The organism is Bradyrhizobium sp. LVM 105, assembly GCF_003957705.1.
GTDB lineage: Bacteria > Pseudomonadota > Alphaproteobacteria > Rhizobiales > Xanthobacteraceae > Bradyrhizobium > Bradyrhizobium frederickii.
Genome location: NZ_QZMV01000043.1, coordinates 1 through 14,156, shown reverse-complemented (window position 1 = coordinate 14,156; position 14,156 = coordinate 1). Strand labels below are relative to the sequence as shown.

Annotated in this window: 18 protein-coding genes and 4 pseudogenes; 8 read left to right on the top strand and 14 right to left on the bottom strand. The window is 59.9% G+C overall.

The genetic code is table 11. The features are described 5' to 3' along the window. Positions 1-1,008: IS3 family transposase (locus D6B98_RS38585; RefSeq protein ID WP_205680576.1), on the top strand; the 1,008-nt coding region annotated here is incomplete at its 5' end. Between the two features lie 100 nt (positions 1,009-1,108). Here the strand turns inward: D6B98_RS38585 and D6B98_RS38580 are convergent. The 3 genes and pseudogenes from D6B98_RS38580 to D6B98_RS42100 all read right to left on the bottom strand — a co-directional run. Then, a complete protein-coding gene (locus D6B98_RS38580; RefSeq protein WP_126262125.1) occupies positions 1,109-1,372 on the bottom strand; it encodes a hypothetical protein in 264 nt (87 codons plus the stop codon). Further along, a pseudogene (locus tag D6B98_RS38575) lies at positions 1,369-1,892 on the bottom strand (ATPase, T2SS/T4P/T4SS family); the annotation flags it as partial. The pseudogene D6B98_RS38575 and the gene D6B98_RS38580, both read right to left, overlap by 4 nt. An 84-nt stretch (positions 1,893-1,976) precedes the next feature. Beyond that, positions 1,977-2,092: pseudogene (locus D6B98_RS42100) on the bottom strand (IS110 family transposase); the annotation flags it as partial. Between the two features lie 6 nt (positions 2,093-2,098). Between D6B98_RS42100 and D6B98_RS38570 the strand changes: the two are divergent. Both D6B98_RS38570 and D6B98_RS38565 read left to right on the top strand, forming a co-directional pair. After that, a pseudogene (locus tag D6B98_RS38570) lies at positions 2,099-2,351 on the top strand (transposase); the annotation flags it as partial. 227 nt (positions 2,352-2,578) lie between these two features. Continuing rightward, positions 2,579-2,914 carry a helix-turn-helix domain-containing protein gene (locus D6B98_RS38565; RefSeq protein ID WP_349644832.1) on the top strand — a complete coding sequence of 112 codons (336 nt, stop codon included), beginning with the start codon at positions 2,579-2,581 and terminating at the stop codon, positions 2,912-2,914. Positions 2,915-3,382: 468 nt separating this feature from the next. Here D6B98_RS38565 and D6B98_RS41590 read toward each other — a convergent pair whose 3' ends face one another. Then, positions 3,383-3,628, bottom strand: coding sequence for a GMC oxidoreductase (locus D6B98_RS41590; RefSeq protein WP_349644831.1), 246 nt, complete (start codon positions 3,626-3,628; stop codon positions 3,383-3,385). Positions 3,629-3,704: 76 nt separating this feature from the next. On the opposite strand from D6B98_RS41590, the gene D6B98_RS38555 reads away from it, so the two are divergent. Continuing rightward, positions 3,705-3,899, top strand: coding sequence for a hypothetical protein (locus D6B98_RS38555; RefSeq protein ID WP_126262123.1), 195 nt, complete (start codon positions 3,705-3,707; stop codon positions 3,897-3,899). A gap of 382 nt (positions 3,900-4,281) precedes the next feature. Here the strand turns inward: D6B98_RS38555 and D6B98_RS38550 are convergent, their stop codons facing one another. From D6B98_RS38550 to tnpC (D6B98_RS38530), 5 genes are all read right to left on the bottom strand, one after another. Beyond that, positions 4,282-4,485 carry a cold-shock protein gene (locus D6B98_RS38550; protein ID WP_104466254.1) on the bottom strand — a complete coding sequence of 68 codons (204 nt, stop codon included), beginning with the start codon at positions 4,483-4,485 and terminating at the stop codon, positions 4,282-4,284. Positions 4,486-4,568: 83 nt separating this feature from the next. Next, on the bottom strand, positions 4,569-4,847 hold the full coding sequence (locus D6B98_RS38545; protein WP_126262122.1) for a hypothetical protein: 279 nt from the start codon (positions 4,845-4,847) through the stop codon (positions 4,569-4,571). Positions 4,848-5,076: 229 nt separating this feature from the next. Continuing rightward, positions 5,077-5,301: a hypothetical protein gene (locus tag D6B98_RS38540; RefSeq protein WP_235884944.1), complete on the bottom strand. Its 225-nt coding sequence runs from the start codon at positions 5,299-5,301 to the stop codon at positions 5,077-5,079. 839 nt (positions 5,302-6,140) lie between these two features. Continuing rightward, positions 6,141-6,851 (bottom strand): UPF0149 family protein, encoded by a 711-nt coding sequence (locus D6B98_RS38535; RefSeq protein ID WP_245481535.1) that lies wholly within the window; start codon positions 6,849-6,851, stop codon positions 6,141-6,143. A 47-nt stretch (positions 6,852-6,898) separates the two neighbouring features. After that, on the bottom strand, positions 6,899-7,675 hold the full coding sequence (tnpC, locus tag D6B98_RS38530; RefSeq protein WP_126262120.1) for an IS66 family transposase: 777 nt from the start codon (positions 7,673-7,675) through the stop codon (positions 6,899-6,901). Between tnpC (D6B98_RS38530) and D6B98_RS38525 the strand changes: the two are divergent. Then, positions 7,619-8,643, top strand: a pseudogene (locus tag D6B98_RS38525) (IS110 family RNA-guided transposase). The gene tnpC (D6B98_RS38530) and the pseudogene D6B98_RS38525 overlap by 57 nt on opposite strands. 91 nt (positions 8,644-8,734) lie before the next feature. Here the strand turns inward: D6B98_RS38525 and tnpC (D6B98_RS38520) are convergent. The 3 genes from tnpC (D6B98_RS38520) to tnpA form a co-directional block, all read right to left on the bottom strand. Further along, on the bottom strand, positions 8,735-9,763 hold the full coding sequence (tnpC, locus tag D6B98_RS38520) for an IS66 family transposase (protein WP_164719150.1): 1,029 nt from the start codon (positions 9,761-9,763) through the stop codon (positions 8,735-8,737). Between the two features lie 101 nt (positions 9,764-9,864). Next, a complete protein-coding gene (tnpB, locus tag D6B98_RS38515; RefSeq protein ID WP_126262118.1) occupies positions 9,865-10,221 on the bottom strand; it encodes an IS66 family insertion sequence element accessory protein TnpB in 357 nt (118 codons plus the stop codon). Further along, complete coding sequence (gene tnpA / locus D6B98_RS38510; protein WP_235884945.1) at positions 10,218-10,640, bottom strand: IS66-like element accessory protein TnpA; 423 nt, start codon at positions 10,638-10,640, stop codon at positions 10,218-10,220. Before tnpA ends, tnpB begins: the two co-directional genes overlap by 4 nt. Before the next feature lie 227 nt (positions 10,641-10,867). On the opposite strand from tnpA, the gene D6B98_RS41245 reads away from it, so the two are divergent. Next, a complete protein-coding gene (locus D6B98_RS41245; protein WP_235884946.1) occupies positions 10,868-11,179 on the top strand; it encodes a hypothetical protein in 312 nt (103 codons plus the stop codon). Between the two features lie 128 nt (positions 11,180-11,307). Here D6B98_RS41245 and D6B98_RS41765 read toward each other — a convergent pair whose 3' ends face one another. Then, positions 11,308-11,463 carry an AidA/PixA family protein gene (locus D6B98_RS41765; protein WP_347338660.1) on the bottom strand — a complete coding sequence of 52 codons (156 nt, stop codon included), beginning with the start codon at positions 11,461-11,463 and terminating at the stop codon, positions 11,308-11,310. Continuing rightward, positions 11,412-11,810, bottom strand: coding sequence for an AidA/PixA family protein (locus tag D6B98_RS38500; RefSeq protein WP_209311906.1), 399 nt, complete (start codon positions 11,808-11,810; stop codon positions 11,412-11,414). Before D6B98_RS38500 ends, D6B98_RS41765 begins: the two co-directional genes overlap by 52 nt. Before the next feature lie 607 nt (positions 11,811-12,417). Here D6B98_RS38500 and D6B98_RS38495 point away from each other — a divergent pair. After that, positions 12,418-13,011 (top strand): HdeD family acid-resistance protein, encoded by a 594-nt coding sequence (locus D6B98_RS38495; RefSeq protein ID WP_126262116.1) that lies wholly within the window; start codon positions 12,418-12,420, stop codon positions 13,009-13,011. A gap of 59 nt (positions 13,012-13,070) precedes the next feature. Next, a complete protein-coding gene (locus D6B98_RS38490) occupies positions 13,071-13,391 on the top strand; it encodes a hypothetical protein (protein ID WP_126262115.1) in 321 nt (106 codons plus the stop codon). Positions 13,392-14,156 lie beyond the last annotated feature (765 nt).

Here is a 14,156-nt window from a genome sequence, read left to right as displayed (position 1 = left end):
GTGTCCTCATTGCTTCCTCCTTTCAAAAGCCAACTCAGTCTGACTGAGAGGACGGGGCGGGTCATCCCATTAATGGTGACGCCCGCCGCGAGGCGAGAGGCCGTCGCTCATCTGCGGACCACCTTCGAGGTGAGCGAACGGCGGGCGTGCAAAGTCCTGGGGGCAGACCGCACATCGGTGCGCTATCGCAGCGGACGAGCTGACGATGCGGCCGTGCGCGCCCGCCTGCGCGAGCTGGCGGCGATCCGCCGCCGGTTCGGCTACCGGCGTCTGTTGGTGCTGATGCGGCGCGAGGGGCTGGTCATGAACCACAAGAAGTTCCGACGTCTCTATCGCGAAGAACGACTGCAAGTCCGCCGGCGTGGCGGACGCAAACGGGCACTCGGCACCAGGGCGCCGCTGGCAATCCCGCAAGGCGCCAACCAGCGCTGGAGCCTCGACTTCCTGTCGGATGCGTTCGCCGACGGCCGACGGTTCCGCATTCTGGCTGTGGTCGACGACTTCACCCGCGAATGCCTAGCGCTCGTCGCCGATACCTCGCTGCCGGGCCTGCGGGTCGTACGTGAGCTCGATGTCATCATCGCCTGGCGTGGCCGGCCGGGGTTGTGCCTGTCCGACAACGGCACCGAGCTGACCGGCATGGCCGTGCTGCGCTTCAGCCAGGAAAGGCAGATCGAGTGGCACTACATCGCGCCCGGCAAACCGACTCAGAATGCCTTCATCGAGAGTTTCAACGCGCGCCTGCGCGACGAACTTCTCAATGAGACACTGTTCACTTCGCTCGCACAGGCTCGAGCCGTGCTGGCGGCCTGGAAAGATGACTACAACAACGCCAGACCGCACAGCGCCCTGGGCAACCTCACTCCGACTGAATACGCCAAACGCAACGCTCCCGGGCCGCAACGGGGCGGGACGCTGCGCTATGCCGAGGGCTCCGCGCCCCACCCCGTTGCTTCACCGAGCCCCATGGGCTCATATTCAACCAGGAATCTTCCCATTGCTGGATGAAGCGAGGGGCTCAGACCACGCTCTCGATTCGCGCAAGCGTCTGCGTTAGCGTCGGGGCCTGTGAACCGTAAGAGCAGGTCGCGAATATCCTCAGGATGCGTCATGCGCCCGCCTGAGGGGCGAAACGAAGGCGATCAATCCGATTGTAGTTGATCACCGCCGGGTCGGCGCCGATCACCGGAAGTTGGCTGACTACGTAATGCACGACCTTGTCCATTCCCAGCTCCTGTTTCAGCGGATGTTGTAGGTCGCGCCGATCAACCGTTGCGAAGTTTCGGCAGCCGAAAATATCTTCCTTCGATCTTCGATCTAGCGGCTCCATGGCGGGCATTCTGAACTGGTCGCCCCGCAGCTCGGCTATCACGTGGATTGATGCCCGCTCCGGTTCGAGAAAATAGTCAGTGAGGCGCGGCCGCGCAGCACCGCGACGAGATCGATGGTCTCGGCGATCAGCGCTTTGAGAACGGTGAGGAGGGCTTCCTGGATGAGCTGCTCGAGGCGGCGAAGCACGCCCAGCGCCGTGCCGGCGTGAATCATTCCGGTCCCGCCGGGATGCCCCGTGCCCCAGGCTTTGAGCAGCTCCAAGGCTTCGCTGCTGCGGACTTCGCCAATTTGAATTCGGTTGAGGCGCAGGGACGAGCGGACCAGATCAGACAGGGACGCGACGCACCGCCGTCCTTGGTGCGCAGCGCGACCGGGTTCCGCGCGCGGCATTGCAGCTCACACGTATCCTCGATTAGGACCACGCGATCGGCGGTGCCGGCGATCTCGGCCAGCAATGCGTTCGTCAGGGTGGTCTTGCCGGTCGAGGCGCCGCCGGCCACCAAGATGTTCCTGCGGGCGGCAACGGCTTCGCGGAGCACGCCTGCTTGTCCCGCCGTCAAGCAGCGGGAAAAAACCTGCCTCGACTGGATGCGGCCATGGACCTTCTCGCGCCAGCTCTGGTGGGGTCATCGCGTCCCGGCATGAATCCAGAGCGGGGCATTCAAGCCTCGTCAAGCAACTTGATGATCAAGGTCGCACCGACGATCAGCAACGTCCGAAGTCGTCGATTCCCGCGCTTTGATATCGCCCCAAGCCGCTGCGTTTGGATAACCTCGGCAGCCACAGGAGCAAAGCGGTTCGACAGCTCATCCGTTCGGTCGGCGCCAAACTCTTCTTTCTGCCCAAATACTCGCCCGACCTGAACCCGATCGAACAGGTCTTTGCAAAGCTCAAGCACCTGCTCCGCAAAGCGGCGGCGCGAACCGTCGACGCGGTCTGCGCCGCAATCGGCCAAGCACTCGATGCCTTCCCCCGAGGAATGCGCCAACTACCTCAAAAATTCAGACTATCAAACCTAATGCCATCACGCTTTAGCAGCGCGGCAATGAGCGGGGGTTGGCAGTGGTGCGGACCGGACCCCGGACGCTTGGGCCGGGGTCCGGGGAACTACACGGCCTGTGCTTCTTGTCCTTGACAGCCTGAGGCCCGCAGGCGCCTCGACTAGTTCGTTTGTTAGGAATATCACACATGCAAGTTGCCGTCCCTTCGTCGGCACTGTGCGGCGAGAATGCGGACTTGCATCTAAATGGTAGGCGATAGCCAGTGTTTAACCGATCGAGGGAATGGCAAGCTTCGACACATGAAGCCTCGCGCGCTACTGGCCTGGAACGTCCGTCGGATCCGCCTCAAACGTGGTATGTCGCAGGAACGATTGGCTCGCGCGGCTGGGATCGACCGTTCCTACTTGGCCGGTCTTGAGCGCCAATCGAAAAATCCGACGATTGATGTTCTCGATCGCATTTCCGAAGCGCTCAGCGTTCATCCGTTCGATCTCTTTGTTAAGCCGTCGAGCTGTGCGAGCATTCTCAAGACTTCGCCCCACCGGCCTAAGCGGCCGCATCTGCCTCGCAAGAAGCGGTAGCCATTCATACGGCGACGGGAGAGCAACACAAGCCATCTCGACAACGCAACGCCGGTCGGCAGGATTATGCAACGCGCAGCATGTTTCCACATGAGGCACGTCTCGTCGAAGGCATAGCACGAAGCGATAAGGACATGCACAAGTCTGCTTTGGTATCTAATCCCGACATGTTCTTTCGCCGAGTCACCGCAAGCCGCTCGCTACGGCGCTCGCTCGGAGGGCGCGCTTCGCGAGCGGCCTGCCCGGACTCGCGGCAGCTGATTCAGGGAGGGTGCGCTTCGGTAACATTGTCATCTGAGCAATATGAGGGGGCAGTTTTCCATGGCGCGCGACACAATTAGGATAACGCGCACGATCGTGGTCGTGCGATCCTAAGTGAGCACGACAGATGTCGAATGCATGCGTGCCTGTTCCCATCCTTCCTATGCGCCACGGATTTTCTCCAACTTGGATTTACGGAATAACGACTTACGGATGGATGAGATCTGCTGCCCTTTCTCCGATCATAATAGACGTCGCGTTGGTATTCCCAGCGATATGACGAGGAAAGATGGAGGCGTCCGCGACCCACAAGTTTTCGGTGCCCCTCACCTGAAGAGAAGGGCTGAGAACCGCTCGATCGTCTGCTCCCATGCGGCAAGTCCCGACCGGATGAAAGAAGGGGACAGTTGCTTTGCGAATGTAGGCTTCGTCAGCTTCCCGTCCGGCTCCCAATGCTGGCGCTTCGCAAAACTTTAGGACATGAGAGCCGAACGGGGGCAACCAAGAGCGCGTGGCTGGTTTTCTCCCAATGGTTCCGCTTCTCGAGGCTCCCCTCGGGGTCGACGAGGATGTCGGCGATATTCAGGAGCTCGCGAGCGGCATTCTGCGGATTACGAAGCGTCTTCGAGATGAACTCGAAGCCGCGCTCAAGGTAATCGATAGCCTCAAGGATCACACCGGGTTCACGGTGGCAGCCGCGCGACCTAAACAGCGGGAACGTTAGCGGCAACGTGACTCGGCGCCCGAAGCGTTGGAGGTAGAGCGCTGTCCCTACCACGCACCGCTAACTTCTACGCAGCCAGCCTCAGCGGCGAAAGAATCTGACGATGGGATACATCTATCGGAAATGGGCGTGGCACAACTACCAGGACTGGTCGTAGCCTCACGTGGCTTGGCAATCAGTCTCGGATCGCAGGCAGCGCCGTCGCGAGTCGCCAACTCACTGCCAGGGCAGGTATAGCGCCACGAACAGTACCAAGGCTGCAAGCCCGAACGCCCACGCGAACAATAGCGCCTTCCATCGGCCAATTCCGATCGATCTCCTCGGCCGCCCGCAGCGGCGTACCACTGCGGCCTTTCTGTTGAGCAACACAATGGGTGGTGCATCACTCGATTCGTAGATTTTCCGCCGAGTCTTTTCCGCGATTTTTCACGATGTCGAAGCTGACTTTTGCGCCCTCTGCGAGCGAAGTAAAACCAGCCTTCTCAACCGCGGAGATGTGGACAAAGACGTCATTGCCGCCCGAATCCGGTTGAATGAACCCATACCCCTTTGTCGGGTTGAACCACTTCACTGTCCCAATTGCCACCTAACTTCTCCATGTTTTAAAAATGAAAAGTAGTGCGCGACTCCGACAAAAGAATGGCTTGTCGCGTCGCGCTCGCACCAACGCTACATCCTCGCTAGAACGCTGAATGCATTCTGGCTGGCCACATTGATGTTGTTTGCGTTGGTACTGTCTCCCTGCTCGTTGGCCGAGAACACGTGGAAGCCAAGCAAAGGCGGAGCGGAATAGGCGGCCGTTCCACCAACCTGCGTTGTGTTCGGCCCACCCGCAAGAACTCCTTGGCCGATGAATGCGTTCGTCGCATCCATCCCGATGCCGGAAACCGCCGCTGCGCTATTGGCAACGAGACCAATGCGGGAAGCATATGAAATCTGCGTTTCCATCTTCAGCCAAGCCGAACACAACCGATATCTGGGTGCCTGCGGACACCCTGGCCTGCCGACTGTCGCGCTGGTGTATGTATAGGGCGACCCGTTGTCGTTCGAAGCGGCGGATACTGTGACGCGGTTATGTCCCCTTCCAGCTTTTCGACTTTCTCCTTAGCCGCAGCTTCCTTCGCTGTAGCATTGGAAATCCCGCTGACGTGTTTCGCATATTCGTCGGCGCTGGTAGCTACGAAATGGCGACGAATTGCTTCTCGAGCCCTTTTTCTGATGCTGGACGGGTCGGCGCGTCCTTTCGCTCCCGCAACGCACTTAATACCGTCAGCATCAGGGGTCTGACATCATCCAATGCTGCGGTGAACGTTAGGACGGCAGCTTTAAACTGCGCTTGAAATTCGGCTGACAGCTGAGCAGCGGCAGGTATCGCGGTCTTCGCGGCAGCCAGCGCTTCCACGCAGCTACCTGCATGTTGCGTGGCAGTGTTCAGTTCGATGACGAACTTGGAGAGTCTGTCGTCAAAAGCAGCTGCGAGCAGCGCTTTTCGTTGGTCGGTAATTGCTTGGCCGCAATGCAGGCACGACTTTAAATCGTGTTCGACATGCTACTCATGATCCGCATCGCTAAGCTTGCCACCCGCCAAAGTCCCCAGCTTATCAACGTCGGCTACAAACTGGGGTGCCTCGTATAGAGTAGGCAGCCCGCCAGCAATTGTTTCATTCTTCTGAACCCCAGTTTCGAATTCGACGCCCCCGACGGGTATCGACGACGATTGCCACGTTTCCGCCACCTCCATCAACTGCAAGGGTTGATAGTTGACGGGGTCGCAAGCGCCGCCTGAGCGGCCGGTCGATGGGCAAAGTGCATGTCGGGGCGGTCGCGGATGCTGTCCGCCGATTGTTGATTAAGTGGCTTGACCCGAAAATGTCTAATCGCGGTTACCCCTCCTGCGCGCCCTTCGAGCGCATTAGCATGACAAAGGTCAGCGCATCGACAGCGAGTCAGTTTCCTGATTACAGCTGCTCCGCGTGTCCTCGTTCCGGCCGTATCGACCGTTCGTCCGCCATTGGATGCAAGTGTTCCCGCTCGCGGCGAAGCTTCGACGGACGAGCCGCATCCCCCCACTTCGTTCCGGGCGGACGATGCATCCGCAGTAAGACGGGGGCGTGTGTAGGGGCCGCCGATAAGGCTCGGCGCCGCATCGAGTTAAGAGTCCAGGATTCCTTGCTGCGGCTGGCCTTCTCGATCACGGCCAGTACCCTCGTCGATACATGAAATTTGAGCCGCTAAACGGGCCTAGCGACATCCCGAGAACTGGCTATTCCAGGAGGTCTCACAGGACTCCCAGCCGAGTTCGGGATTGAACGTAAACGGTACGAGAGGGCCACGGACTTGGCGCGGACGGCCTACGCGCCACGCTTGAAGCGTATAGGCATCCAGAACTGCCGCAGGGCCTCGACGGTTGCTGGAATGTCGCGCCAGGCGTTTTGGATGATGGGTTGTGTTCCCAGTGTGCGCCGGGCCCGGGGGCAGAAAGGGCCGACCGGCGTCATCGATGCAATGGACCAGGATCGGCCGCAGCATAAGGTGTTCGGTTCCGTTCGGGGAGAGAAGCCGCGACCAGACGAGAAGCCGAAGCTTCATGACGGCGTAGAAGCCCATGCACCAAGGCTGCGGGTCGACGTCGCCGTCCGGCGATCGCACGAACAGCGGCTCGAAGCTCTCCGGTCTCGTCGACAGCGTCTCGCTGATCGCGTTGTGGCGCATCAGCGTGGCAGCGATCGCCGAGAACTCCTCGGTGTCGTGATTGAAGGCGTGGGGATCGACGCCGAGGAGCGGGCACACCCATTCCTCGGAGGCCATCGAGACCGGCCCAGCGACGACCGCGGCCACTGCGCCGTCGAGCATGGAGAGCGACGTCGCCCGCGGATGCCGAAGCGTCGGCGACCTGGCGCGCTCGCTCATCCATTGCCCGAGCCGCTCGAATGACATGGCATAGTCCGCCATCGTCGTCTTGACCGGCTTATGCGTTACTCGCCGTTGCCTCCGCTTCGTCATGCCACGGCACGCTTTTCGGCTTCGCGCGCGGCCTTCCAGTTCCAGGCCAGAAGTTCATGAAGCTGGTGGGTCTTCGTGGCGCCGCTCACCATGCGTTCGAGAACGTCGACGAGATAGGCCTCGGGGTCGAGGCCATTCAATTTGGCCGTGTTAAGAAGCGAAGAGAGTACCGCCCAGGTCTCGCCCCCGCCTTCGTCGCCGCTGAACAACGAGTTCTTTTTTCCGATCGCAATCGGCCTGATCGATCGCTCGACCGTGTTGCTGTCCGGCTCGATCCGCCCGTCATCCAGGAATGCCGTCAGGCCCTGCCAGCGTTCGAGCATGTAATCGATCGCCTTGATGAGCGTCGAGCGGCGGGAGATCCCGTCCTTCACCGCGATCAGACGAGCCTTCAACGCCTCCATCAGCGGCTTCGTCTCGGCCTGTCGCGCCGCGCGGCGTTCCCCGGCGCCGAGACCGCGGATCCTCTCCTCGATCGCGTAGACGGCTGCGATGCGCTCGATGACCTCCGCGGCGAAGGGTGAGTTCGTCGTCTTGCGCACCCTCACGAAGTTGCGGCGCGCGTGAACGAGACAATACGCCAGCTGGATCTGGCCCGACATCTTCGCATCGCCGGCCAGCGAGGCGTAGGCCGCATAGCCGATGGAGTGGACGCCCCCCGACGGCATCAAATGTGCCAAAGTGCGGGTGTTTAAGACCCGGTAAGGAGGACGTCCATGAACGAGATTAGCATCATTGGTTTGGATCTGGCAAAAAACGTATTTCAGATCCACGGCGCGGGGCCAGACGGGAAGGTTGTTCTACGCAAGAAGCTCAACCGCGGCAGATTGCTCGAGTTTTTCGCCAGCTTGCCAATCTGTGTGGTCGCGATGGAGGCCTGCGCCAGTGCTCATTACTGGGGACGAGGAGATCGGTAAATTCGGTCACGATGTCCGGCTGATCAATCCCTCCTACGTGAAGCCATTCCTCAAGCGCCAGAAGAACGATGCTGCAGATGCGGAAGCGATCGCCGAAGCCGCGTCGCGCCCAACGATGCGCTTCGTCGGCGTCAAGAGCGCCGAGAAGCAGGCTTCTTCCATGGCATTCAAGGTTCGCGCCTGTTGGTTCGGCAGCGAACGCAGACGATCAATGCGTTACGCGGACATCTGATGGAATACGGCTTGATCGTCGCTCAGGGTATCAGACACATCCCTCGTTTGAAGGAGCTGATGGAAACATATCACGACCTGCCCGATCTCGCCCGCGGCCTTTGCCAGGATCTCCTAGAGCATATTGAATCCCTGTCGGAGCAGATCGCAGAGCTGGAGAAGGGACTACGGGTTCGTGCCAGACAGGACGATGTCGCCTCACGCTTGATGACCATTCCGGGCATCGGCGCAATCTGCGCCACAGCGATGGAAGCCTTAGCGCCCTCGGCGGAGACGTTTTCCAAAGGCCGTGATTTCGCGGCCTGGATTGGTCTCACGCCTAAACAGAATTCATCCGGAGGTAAGGACAGGCTCGGCCAAATCTCCAGGATGGGCCAACGAGATCTTCGACGCCTCCTTGTTCTTGGTGCAACCGCCGTGGTGCGATGGGCAAGACGATATGGAGCGCCAGCCGGATCCTGGCTGGCGAGAATGGTTTCGAAGAAGCCCCCAAAGCTGATCGCAGTCGCTTTGGCAAACAAATGGCGCGTATCGCTTGGGCCTTGATGGCCCACGGTGGCGTCTATCAAGCTCCGGCTTCTGGTACTGCGTAACGCAGAATCAGAGGCAGCGAGACGTCGGGAATGTGGTAAGGTCAAACGGAGGATTATGGGCAAACGGTCAGAGACTGGATTGGAAGAATCATTAAGTCGATGAGTGCCAACAAGCACGCGTAGCCGAATTGAATCCGATCCACGCATTCCATAAGGGCCCGCGACGTGTCGAAGTCGCATCACGAGGCCGGACACACGTCAGCACCCGACCACATGCCTGTACCGAAGTGAGATTTTGCTTGCATTTACCGGGGCGTCCACACACGTCGACTTGCAGCACGCCTTCGAATCCGGCCAACTGCGCCACGATCTCCTTCTTGCCGCGACCGCCTGCGAACACATAGGCGACCGCGGGCGGCGCCGGACCCTTCCACGCCCGATCGTCCGTCGCATGCGCCCAGAACTGGCAGATCCTCGTGCGGCCGCGTCCCGGATCGAGAACTGGCATCGGCGTCTCGTCGCAGAACAGCCGCTCGAAGCCATGCATGGTCTTCAGTTGCAGATCGTAGAGGCCCCTGACCAGCCACGCCGCGCTCCCCATCCAGCGCGCCAGCGTCTGACGGTCGACGACGACACCCTGGCCCGCCAGGATCTGCGTCTGGCGGTAGAGCGTCGATTGCCAGGCATATTTGGCCGCGGCGATATGCGCGATCAGCGCCGTCGTCGCCATGCCGCCCTCGACGAGCCGCGCCGGTGCCGGGGCCTGGACAATCGGGCCCTCACAGGAGCGGCAGGCGTATTTTGGACGGATCGTGCGGAGCACACGCAACCACGCGGGAACCCGATCGAGCGCTTCGCTGCTCTCCTCGCCGATCCGATGCATCTGTCCCGTGCAGCACGGGCACAGCGTGGACGCCGGCTCGATCACCCGCTCGACCCGGGGCAGATGCGCCGGTAGCGCGCCGATGTTGCGCCTCGCTTTGCGCCGCTTCGGTCTCTGCGCGTCCGGTTTGTCGTCATTGGCCGGAGGCTGCGCGCCCGCAGTCCGTTCCAGATCGAGCGCGATCTGTTCGGCGCAGACGATCGCCGAGCGCTCCGATCGCGCGCCGAAGATCAGGCTCTTCAACGTGGCGATCTCTGCGCGCAGATCGTCGTTCTCGCCTTCGAAAGCCAGCACCATCTCGGCGAGAGCCGCAGGGTCAGAGGGGAGATCTTCAGGGCGAAGCGCCATATCGCAGAGCTACACGAACACACTCGCAATCGCCAGCAAAACAAGACGATTCAGGCAACTTTCGTCGGCTGCTTCGTCACCTTCGGGACCACACGCGACCACTCCGCAAGACCTTCGATCAGCATCGCCAGTTGTGCCCCCGTCACCGGCATCGTACCCTCGCGAGCAGGTGGCCAGGCGAAGCTCCCATTCTCGAGCCACTTCGTCGCTAGAACCATTCCCGAGCCGTCAAAAACCAGAAGCTTCAAACGATCCGATCGCTTCGATCGGAAGACATACACGTCGCCGCTATAGGGCTTACCGCTCAATCCCTCCGCTACCAGCGCGACCAGGCCATGAACGCCTTTGCGAAAGTCAATCGGCTGCGTCGCGACGAACACACGGACCATTGGACCGAACGAGATCATCGCGTCGACCTCACCGCCGCCAGCACGCGCTCCAGCGTCGCGGCGTCCACGCCGACGGGCACGCGCACCGTCGCGCCCGCGATCATCACCTCGATCCGCTCGGCCGGACTCACCAGAACATGCGCCTTATCGATCGCGTTCGGCTGCGCCTCGACGGCGGCGTCGAGCCTGACTTGCACGAACTGCGGCGCTTCGCTCGACGCGAGCCGCGCCTGGCGCCGCCACACACTGAGCAGTCCCCGGTTCACCCGGTTGCGTCGAGCCACCTCGGAAATGCTCGTCTCCGGATCGGCGCTCTCGGCCACGATCCGCGCCTTCTCCGCATCGCTCCAACTGCGCCGTCGCCTCTCCCCCGTGATCACCTCGATCCGCTGATAGGAGGCGGCATCATGCCTGTCTTGATGTCTGTCTTGATGCATGGAATGAGCGTCCCTCACGTTGTCTATCCACGCACGAGTCTCGCTCATCTCGCCCACCTAAACGAGGTGAGGTCGTCGTACCGCTATCGATTGAACGACCGCGCTCGGAGCGGCCGACTACGGCACCTCCCTCGGAAGTATCCCAGCACCAAGCAGGCCTTGTTCAAGACCATGAAGTTCAAATCGCAAGCCGCCACGCCATCGGCCAGCACTTGACTCTGCCAGAAATGGTCGTCGATGCTTTGGTTGCCCGGCTGCAACAAATCGAAGTTGGGCGTCGCGACGGTCGAGGCTCGGCGCAGGACAAGCTCAAAGGGGGAAAGGACATCAGCGTGTTCCTGCGCGATCCCATAGGTCTGTCTTTGGCCATTGCTGTTTCCCTTCCTCCCGACCGTGGGATACTCGGCAACCGCGGAGCTTGCCAAGTGCTTGGACCGGCCGAACTGGATGGTGCTGACGGCGGATCGGTCTCATTCGAGAACTACGCGAAAAAAGCGACAGCTGGTCGAGAAGGCCGATCCGCCAGGGACGACGGGTGAGGTCGGCACGCCTCCGGACCGCAAGCTCCGCACCTGCCATTTCATGCCACCCTCGGAGTCGAGGGTGGTTGGGATCATGGCCGTTGCCCCGCTGCGCGCTTCCTTCGACGCCTTGATGATCATCCGCATCAATTGTGGATGCTAATGAACGGATCCCACGAGAAGTATCCCAGCGCGCTGCAATTGCGATCGACGACCATGAAGTTGAAATGGTAGGGAACTCGTCCGATACTCAAAGTTTCCGAGGACCAATAGTAATTGGCGATCGTCTGACATGTCGGCACGGACGGATTGCTAGGATTGGGATGCGCGAACGAGGCCTCCGCCTTCCGCGGGGCGGCGTCGAGATCAGCTCGTTCCCTACTTTTCCGATGAAGCGGTAGAAGATCACTGACTTCTCGAATCCAAGGGAGAGGCTGGTCTCGCGCCAACGAATCAAATCCCCGACCTGGGCCTTCAGGTCGAGCTCGCCGCCCGCTTGCCCACTGATCACGTTGTCCTGATTTGTGATCATGTAGACATGGCGAAAGTCAATGAGAGTGGGGCTGTCCGGTCTTTTGCTCGGATTCGAGTACTTCTGAAGAATGGATTCCGTATCAAAGGCAACGAGAATGTCTGTGACTCTGGACATGATGCTTCTCCATTGCAAAGAGGAATGTTCGGCTTTCGCCGAGGGTCGTCACTCCCCATCTCGATTCTGGAGCGCTCAGCCATGGGAGTACTGTAACCAGTGGCTCCGAGGAGGGTAATGTACCGGATGGATGACAGCTTTCGGTCTTCGTGTTTGTCCAACTCCGTCGTGTGGGCGCGCATACCCCCCCTCGAGAATGCAGTTAGGCCAATCGCCGCTACGCGCAAGATGTTCATGTTGTCGCGTTCATGCGCGTCGAACTTAAGACGTTTGGCGGCAAGCTGCCACAAACGGCCGCGTTTTCACGATCGCGTCACGAAGAAACTAGTTTCGCTCTCGACGCGCGGCTCGCAAAGCGTGGCACGCCAATTGCTCGGCCTACGACATCGCCTCGCCGGGCTTAGTACTGTGGTCCTCCCGCGTCCTGGGATGCGGTCCAAGCCCGAGGAGAGGAGGTCACGATGCGGATGGCACCCAGCAGGCGAGCAAATAGATTGATAAGCACACTGAGTCGGCTGCTCGCAACGACCCGCAAGCTCAACCCTGATCGCAACAAAGCGATGGCTAGGCGCCATGCTGCGGCGCAGCTTTGGTACCGGAGACCTCCATGACAAGTTCGTCTGATATCGTGCGGCTTCGAGCTGGTCCGGGCACCGCTTCGCTACCAAAGCGGGGCTGGGTTTTCGCCCTCGGCGTAGTTTATCTGATCACTGGGTTCGTGGCGCTTGGTAGCGTTGCGCTCGCGACGGTGGCGAGTGTGGTGCTAGTTGGCGTGATGATGATCGCCGCCGGCGTTGCCGAAGTGATCAATGCTATCCAGGTTAAGACCTGGGGCAAGTTCTTGCTATGGGCTCTTTTGGGTGCGCTCTACATCGTCGCGGGGCTTGTGACATTTGATAATCCTACGCTCGCCGCTGTGCTGCTTACGCTGGCGCTCGGCGCATCGCTGGTCGCCGCCAGCATCATGCGCCTGATCCTGGCGTTCAGCATGAAACGCGCAACGCCCCGGTCCTGGCTGGCGATATCCGGCGTCATTACTCTGCTGATTGGATCGTTGATCTTAGCCCGTTGGCCGATAAACAGTGTTTATATTCTGGGCCTGTTTCTCGGGGTCGATCTAGTCGTGGCGGGCGCGAGCTGGATTGGAGTCAGCTTCGGCCTACGCCGCAGTCCCATCGTGAAGGCACGATCGTCGACGTAATTGCCGGGCGCCGTTGGTTTCGAAGGAGAAAGACATGCAGGAAAATAACAGCTTGGAGCGTGCAGCCTCACCCGCTGGAGACTGCATTTGCGAAACATCATCGCGCAATCTTCCCCTTACTTCTGTTCGCAACTCTACTGACGTGGGACGGCCTTCACGCGCAAGAAGTGCTGAGCAATACAAAGGCCGTGACTAAGGAATTCGGCAGCGTTTCCACTTTTGATATTAAATTCGCATCCGTTTCAGACAGTTTTATCAAGATCTACGCGAATGGTCATATCTCATCACAGGGCAAAGACCATCGTCTGGTATTGAGAATCAACGGTCACGCGGGAAACTATCAAAGCTACGCCCTGATGAGTGGTCACGCCAGCGCGTGAATGGGACAATTCCGGCATCTATCTTGGCCGAGTGGGTTGGGGGCAAGACGCAGATTTCTCAACGGAGATCACTATTGCAGCTAATTCGAAAAGTCAGAAGATTAACGTTGCCGCGCTAACGAACTTCTCGCTCGGCAACAATCACATACTTGGATATGAAGCTCACGGTTTCTATGTCTCCAGTCAGCCTGTCACGAGTGCATAGTTCAGTTCACCGATAACGCGATCGCAAGCGGCTTGGCCCCCCCTACCTCTATTGAAATAGGATCAAGCACCGGCAGCCGTAAACATATCCCGAGGACTTCTGGAAACGGCTCCGCGAAGAGCGCCTCAGGCCGTACCAGTGAGGATGGCATCAGCCCTGCAGAAGTAGACATCGGCAGGAGTGAGTTCTGGATGCTCCGCTCACTGGAGCGCCTGCGGGATGGCCGCCCGAAACCGATATCGGAGTGGGCAGAAGGAAGAAGCGCTTGTTTGACTGGAGAAGATTTTCGGCGGCTTGCGATATCCGTTGGAGCATCAAGGGCGAGCCCAACGCCTACCAGCCGAAGGAGTTGACGCTTTGAAGCACGGTCGCTAGGGCAAGGTATAATCTTCGAGCTATCAAGACCCAATGTCATGGGTGATGTGCGGATTGACACTCGCAGTGGGAGCGCGAGTACGGGAAGAAGCCAAGTGGGCGCCGCTATTTGAGCTGGTCCCGCAAATCTGAACAGCGCGATAAGTGGAGTTTCTGCCTGACGGCGGGCAAGATTGACCCGCGAA

Coding starts and splice junctions, on each gene's coding strand:
- D6B98_RS38500 (WP_209311906.1), bottom strand. CDS start 11,810: ATGTCCAGAGTCACAGACATTCTCGTTGCCTTTGATACGGAATCCATT.
- D6B98_RS41245 (WP_235884946.1), top strand. CDS start 10,868: ATGGTCGTCGATGCTTTGGTTGCCCGGCTGCAACAAATCGAAGTTGGG.
- D6B98_RS38495 (WP_126262116.1), top strand. CDS start 12,418: ATGACAAGTTCGTCTGATATCGTGCGGCTTCGAGCTGGTCCGGGCACC.
- D6B98_RS38565 (WP_349644832.1), top strand. CDS start 2,579: ATGGTAGGCGATAGCCAGTGTTTAACCGATCGAGGGAATGGCAAGCTT.
- D6B98_RS38545 (WP_126262122.1), bottom strand. CDS start 4,847: ATGGAAACGCAGATTTCATATGCTTCCCGCATTGGTCTCGTTGCCAAT.
- tnpC (WP_164719150.1), bottom strand. CDS start 9,763: ATGGTGCTGGCTTTCGAAGGCGAGAACGACGATCTGCGCGCAGAGATC.
- D6B98_RS38555 (WP_126262123.1), top strand. CDS start 3,705: ATGGTTCCGCTTCTCGAGGCTCCCCTCGGGGTCGACGAGGATGTCGGC.
- tnpB (WP_126262118.1), bottom strand. CDS start 10,221: ATGATCTCGTTCGGTCCAATGGTCCGTGTGTTCGTCGCGACGCAGCCG.
- tnpA (WP_235884945.1), bottom strand. CDS start 10,640: ATGCATCAAGACAGACATCAAGACAGGCATGATGCCGCCTCCTATCAG.
- D6B98_RS38535 (WP_245481535.1), bottom strand. CDS start 6,851: ATGGCGGACTATGCCATGTCATTCGAGCGGCTCGGGCAATGGATGAGC.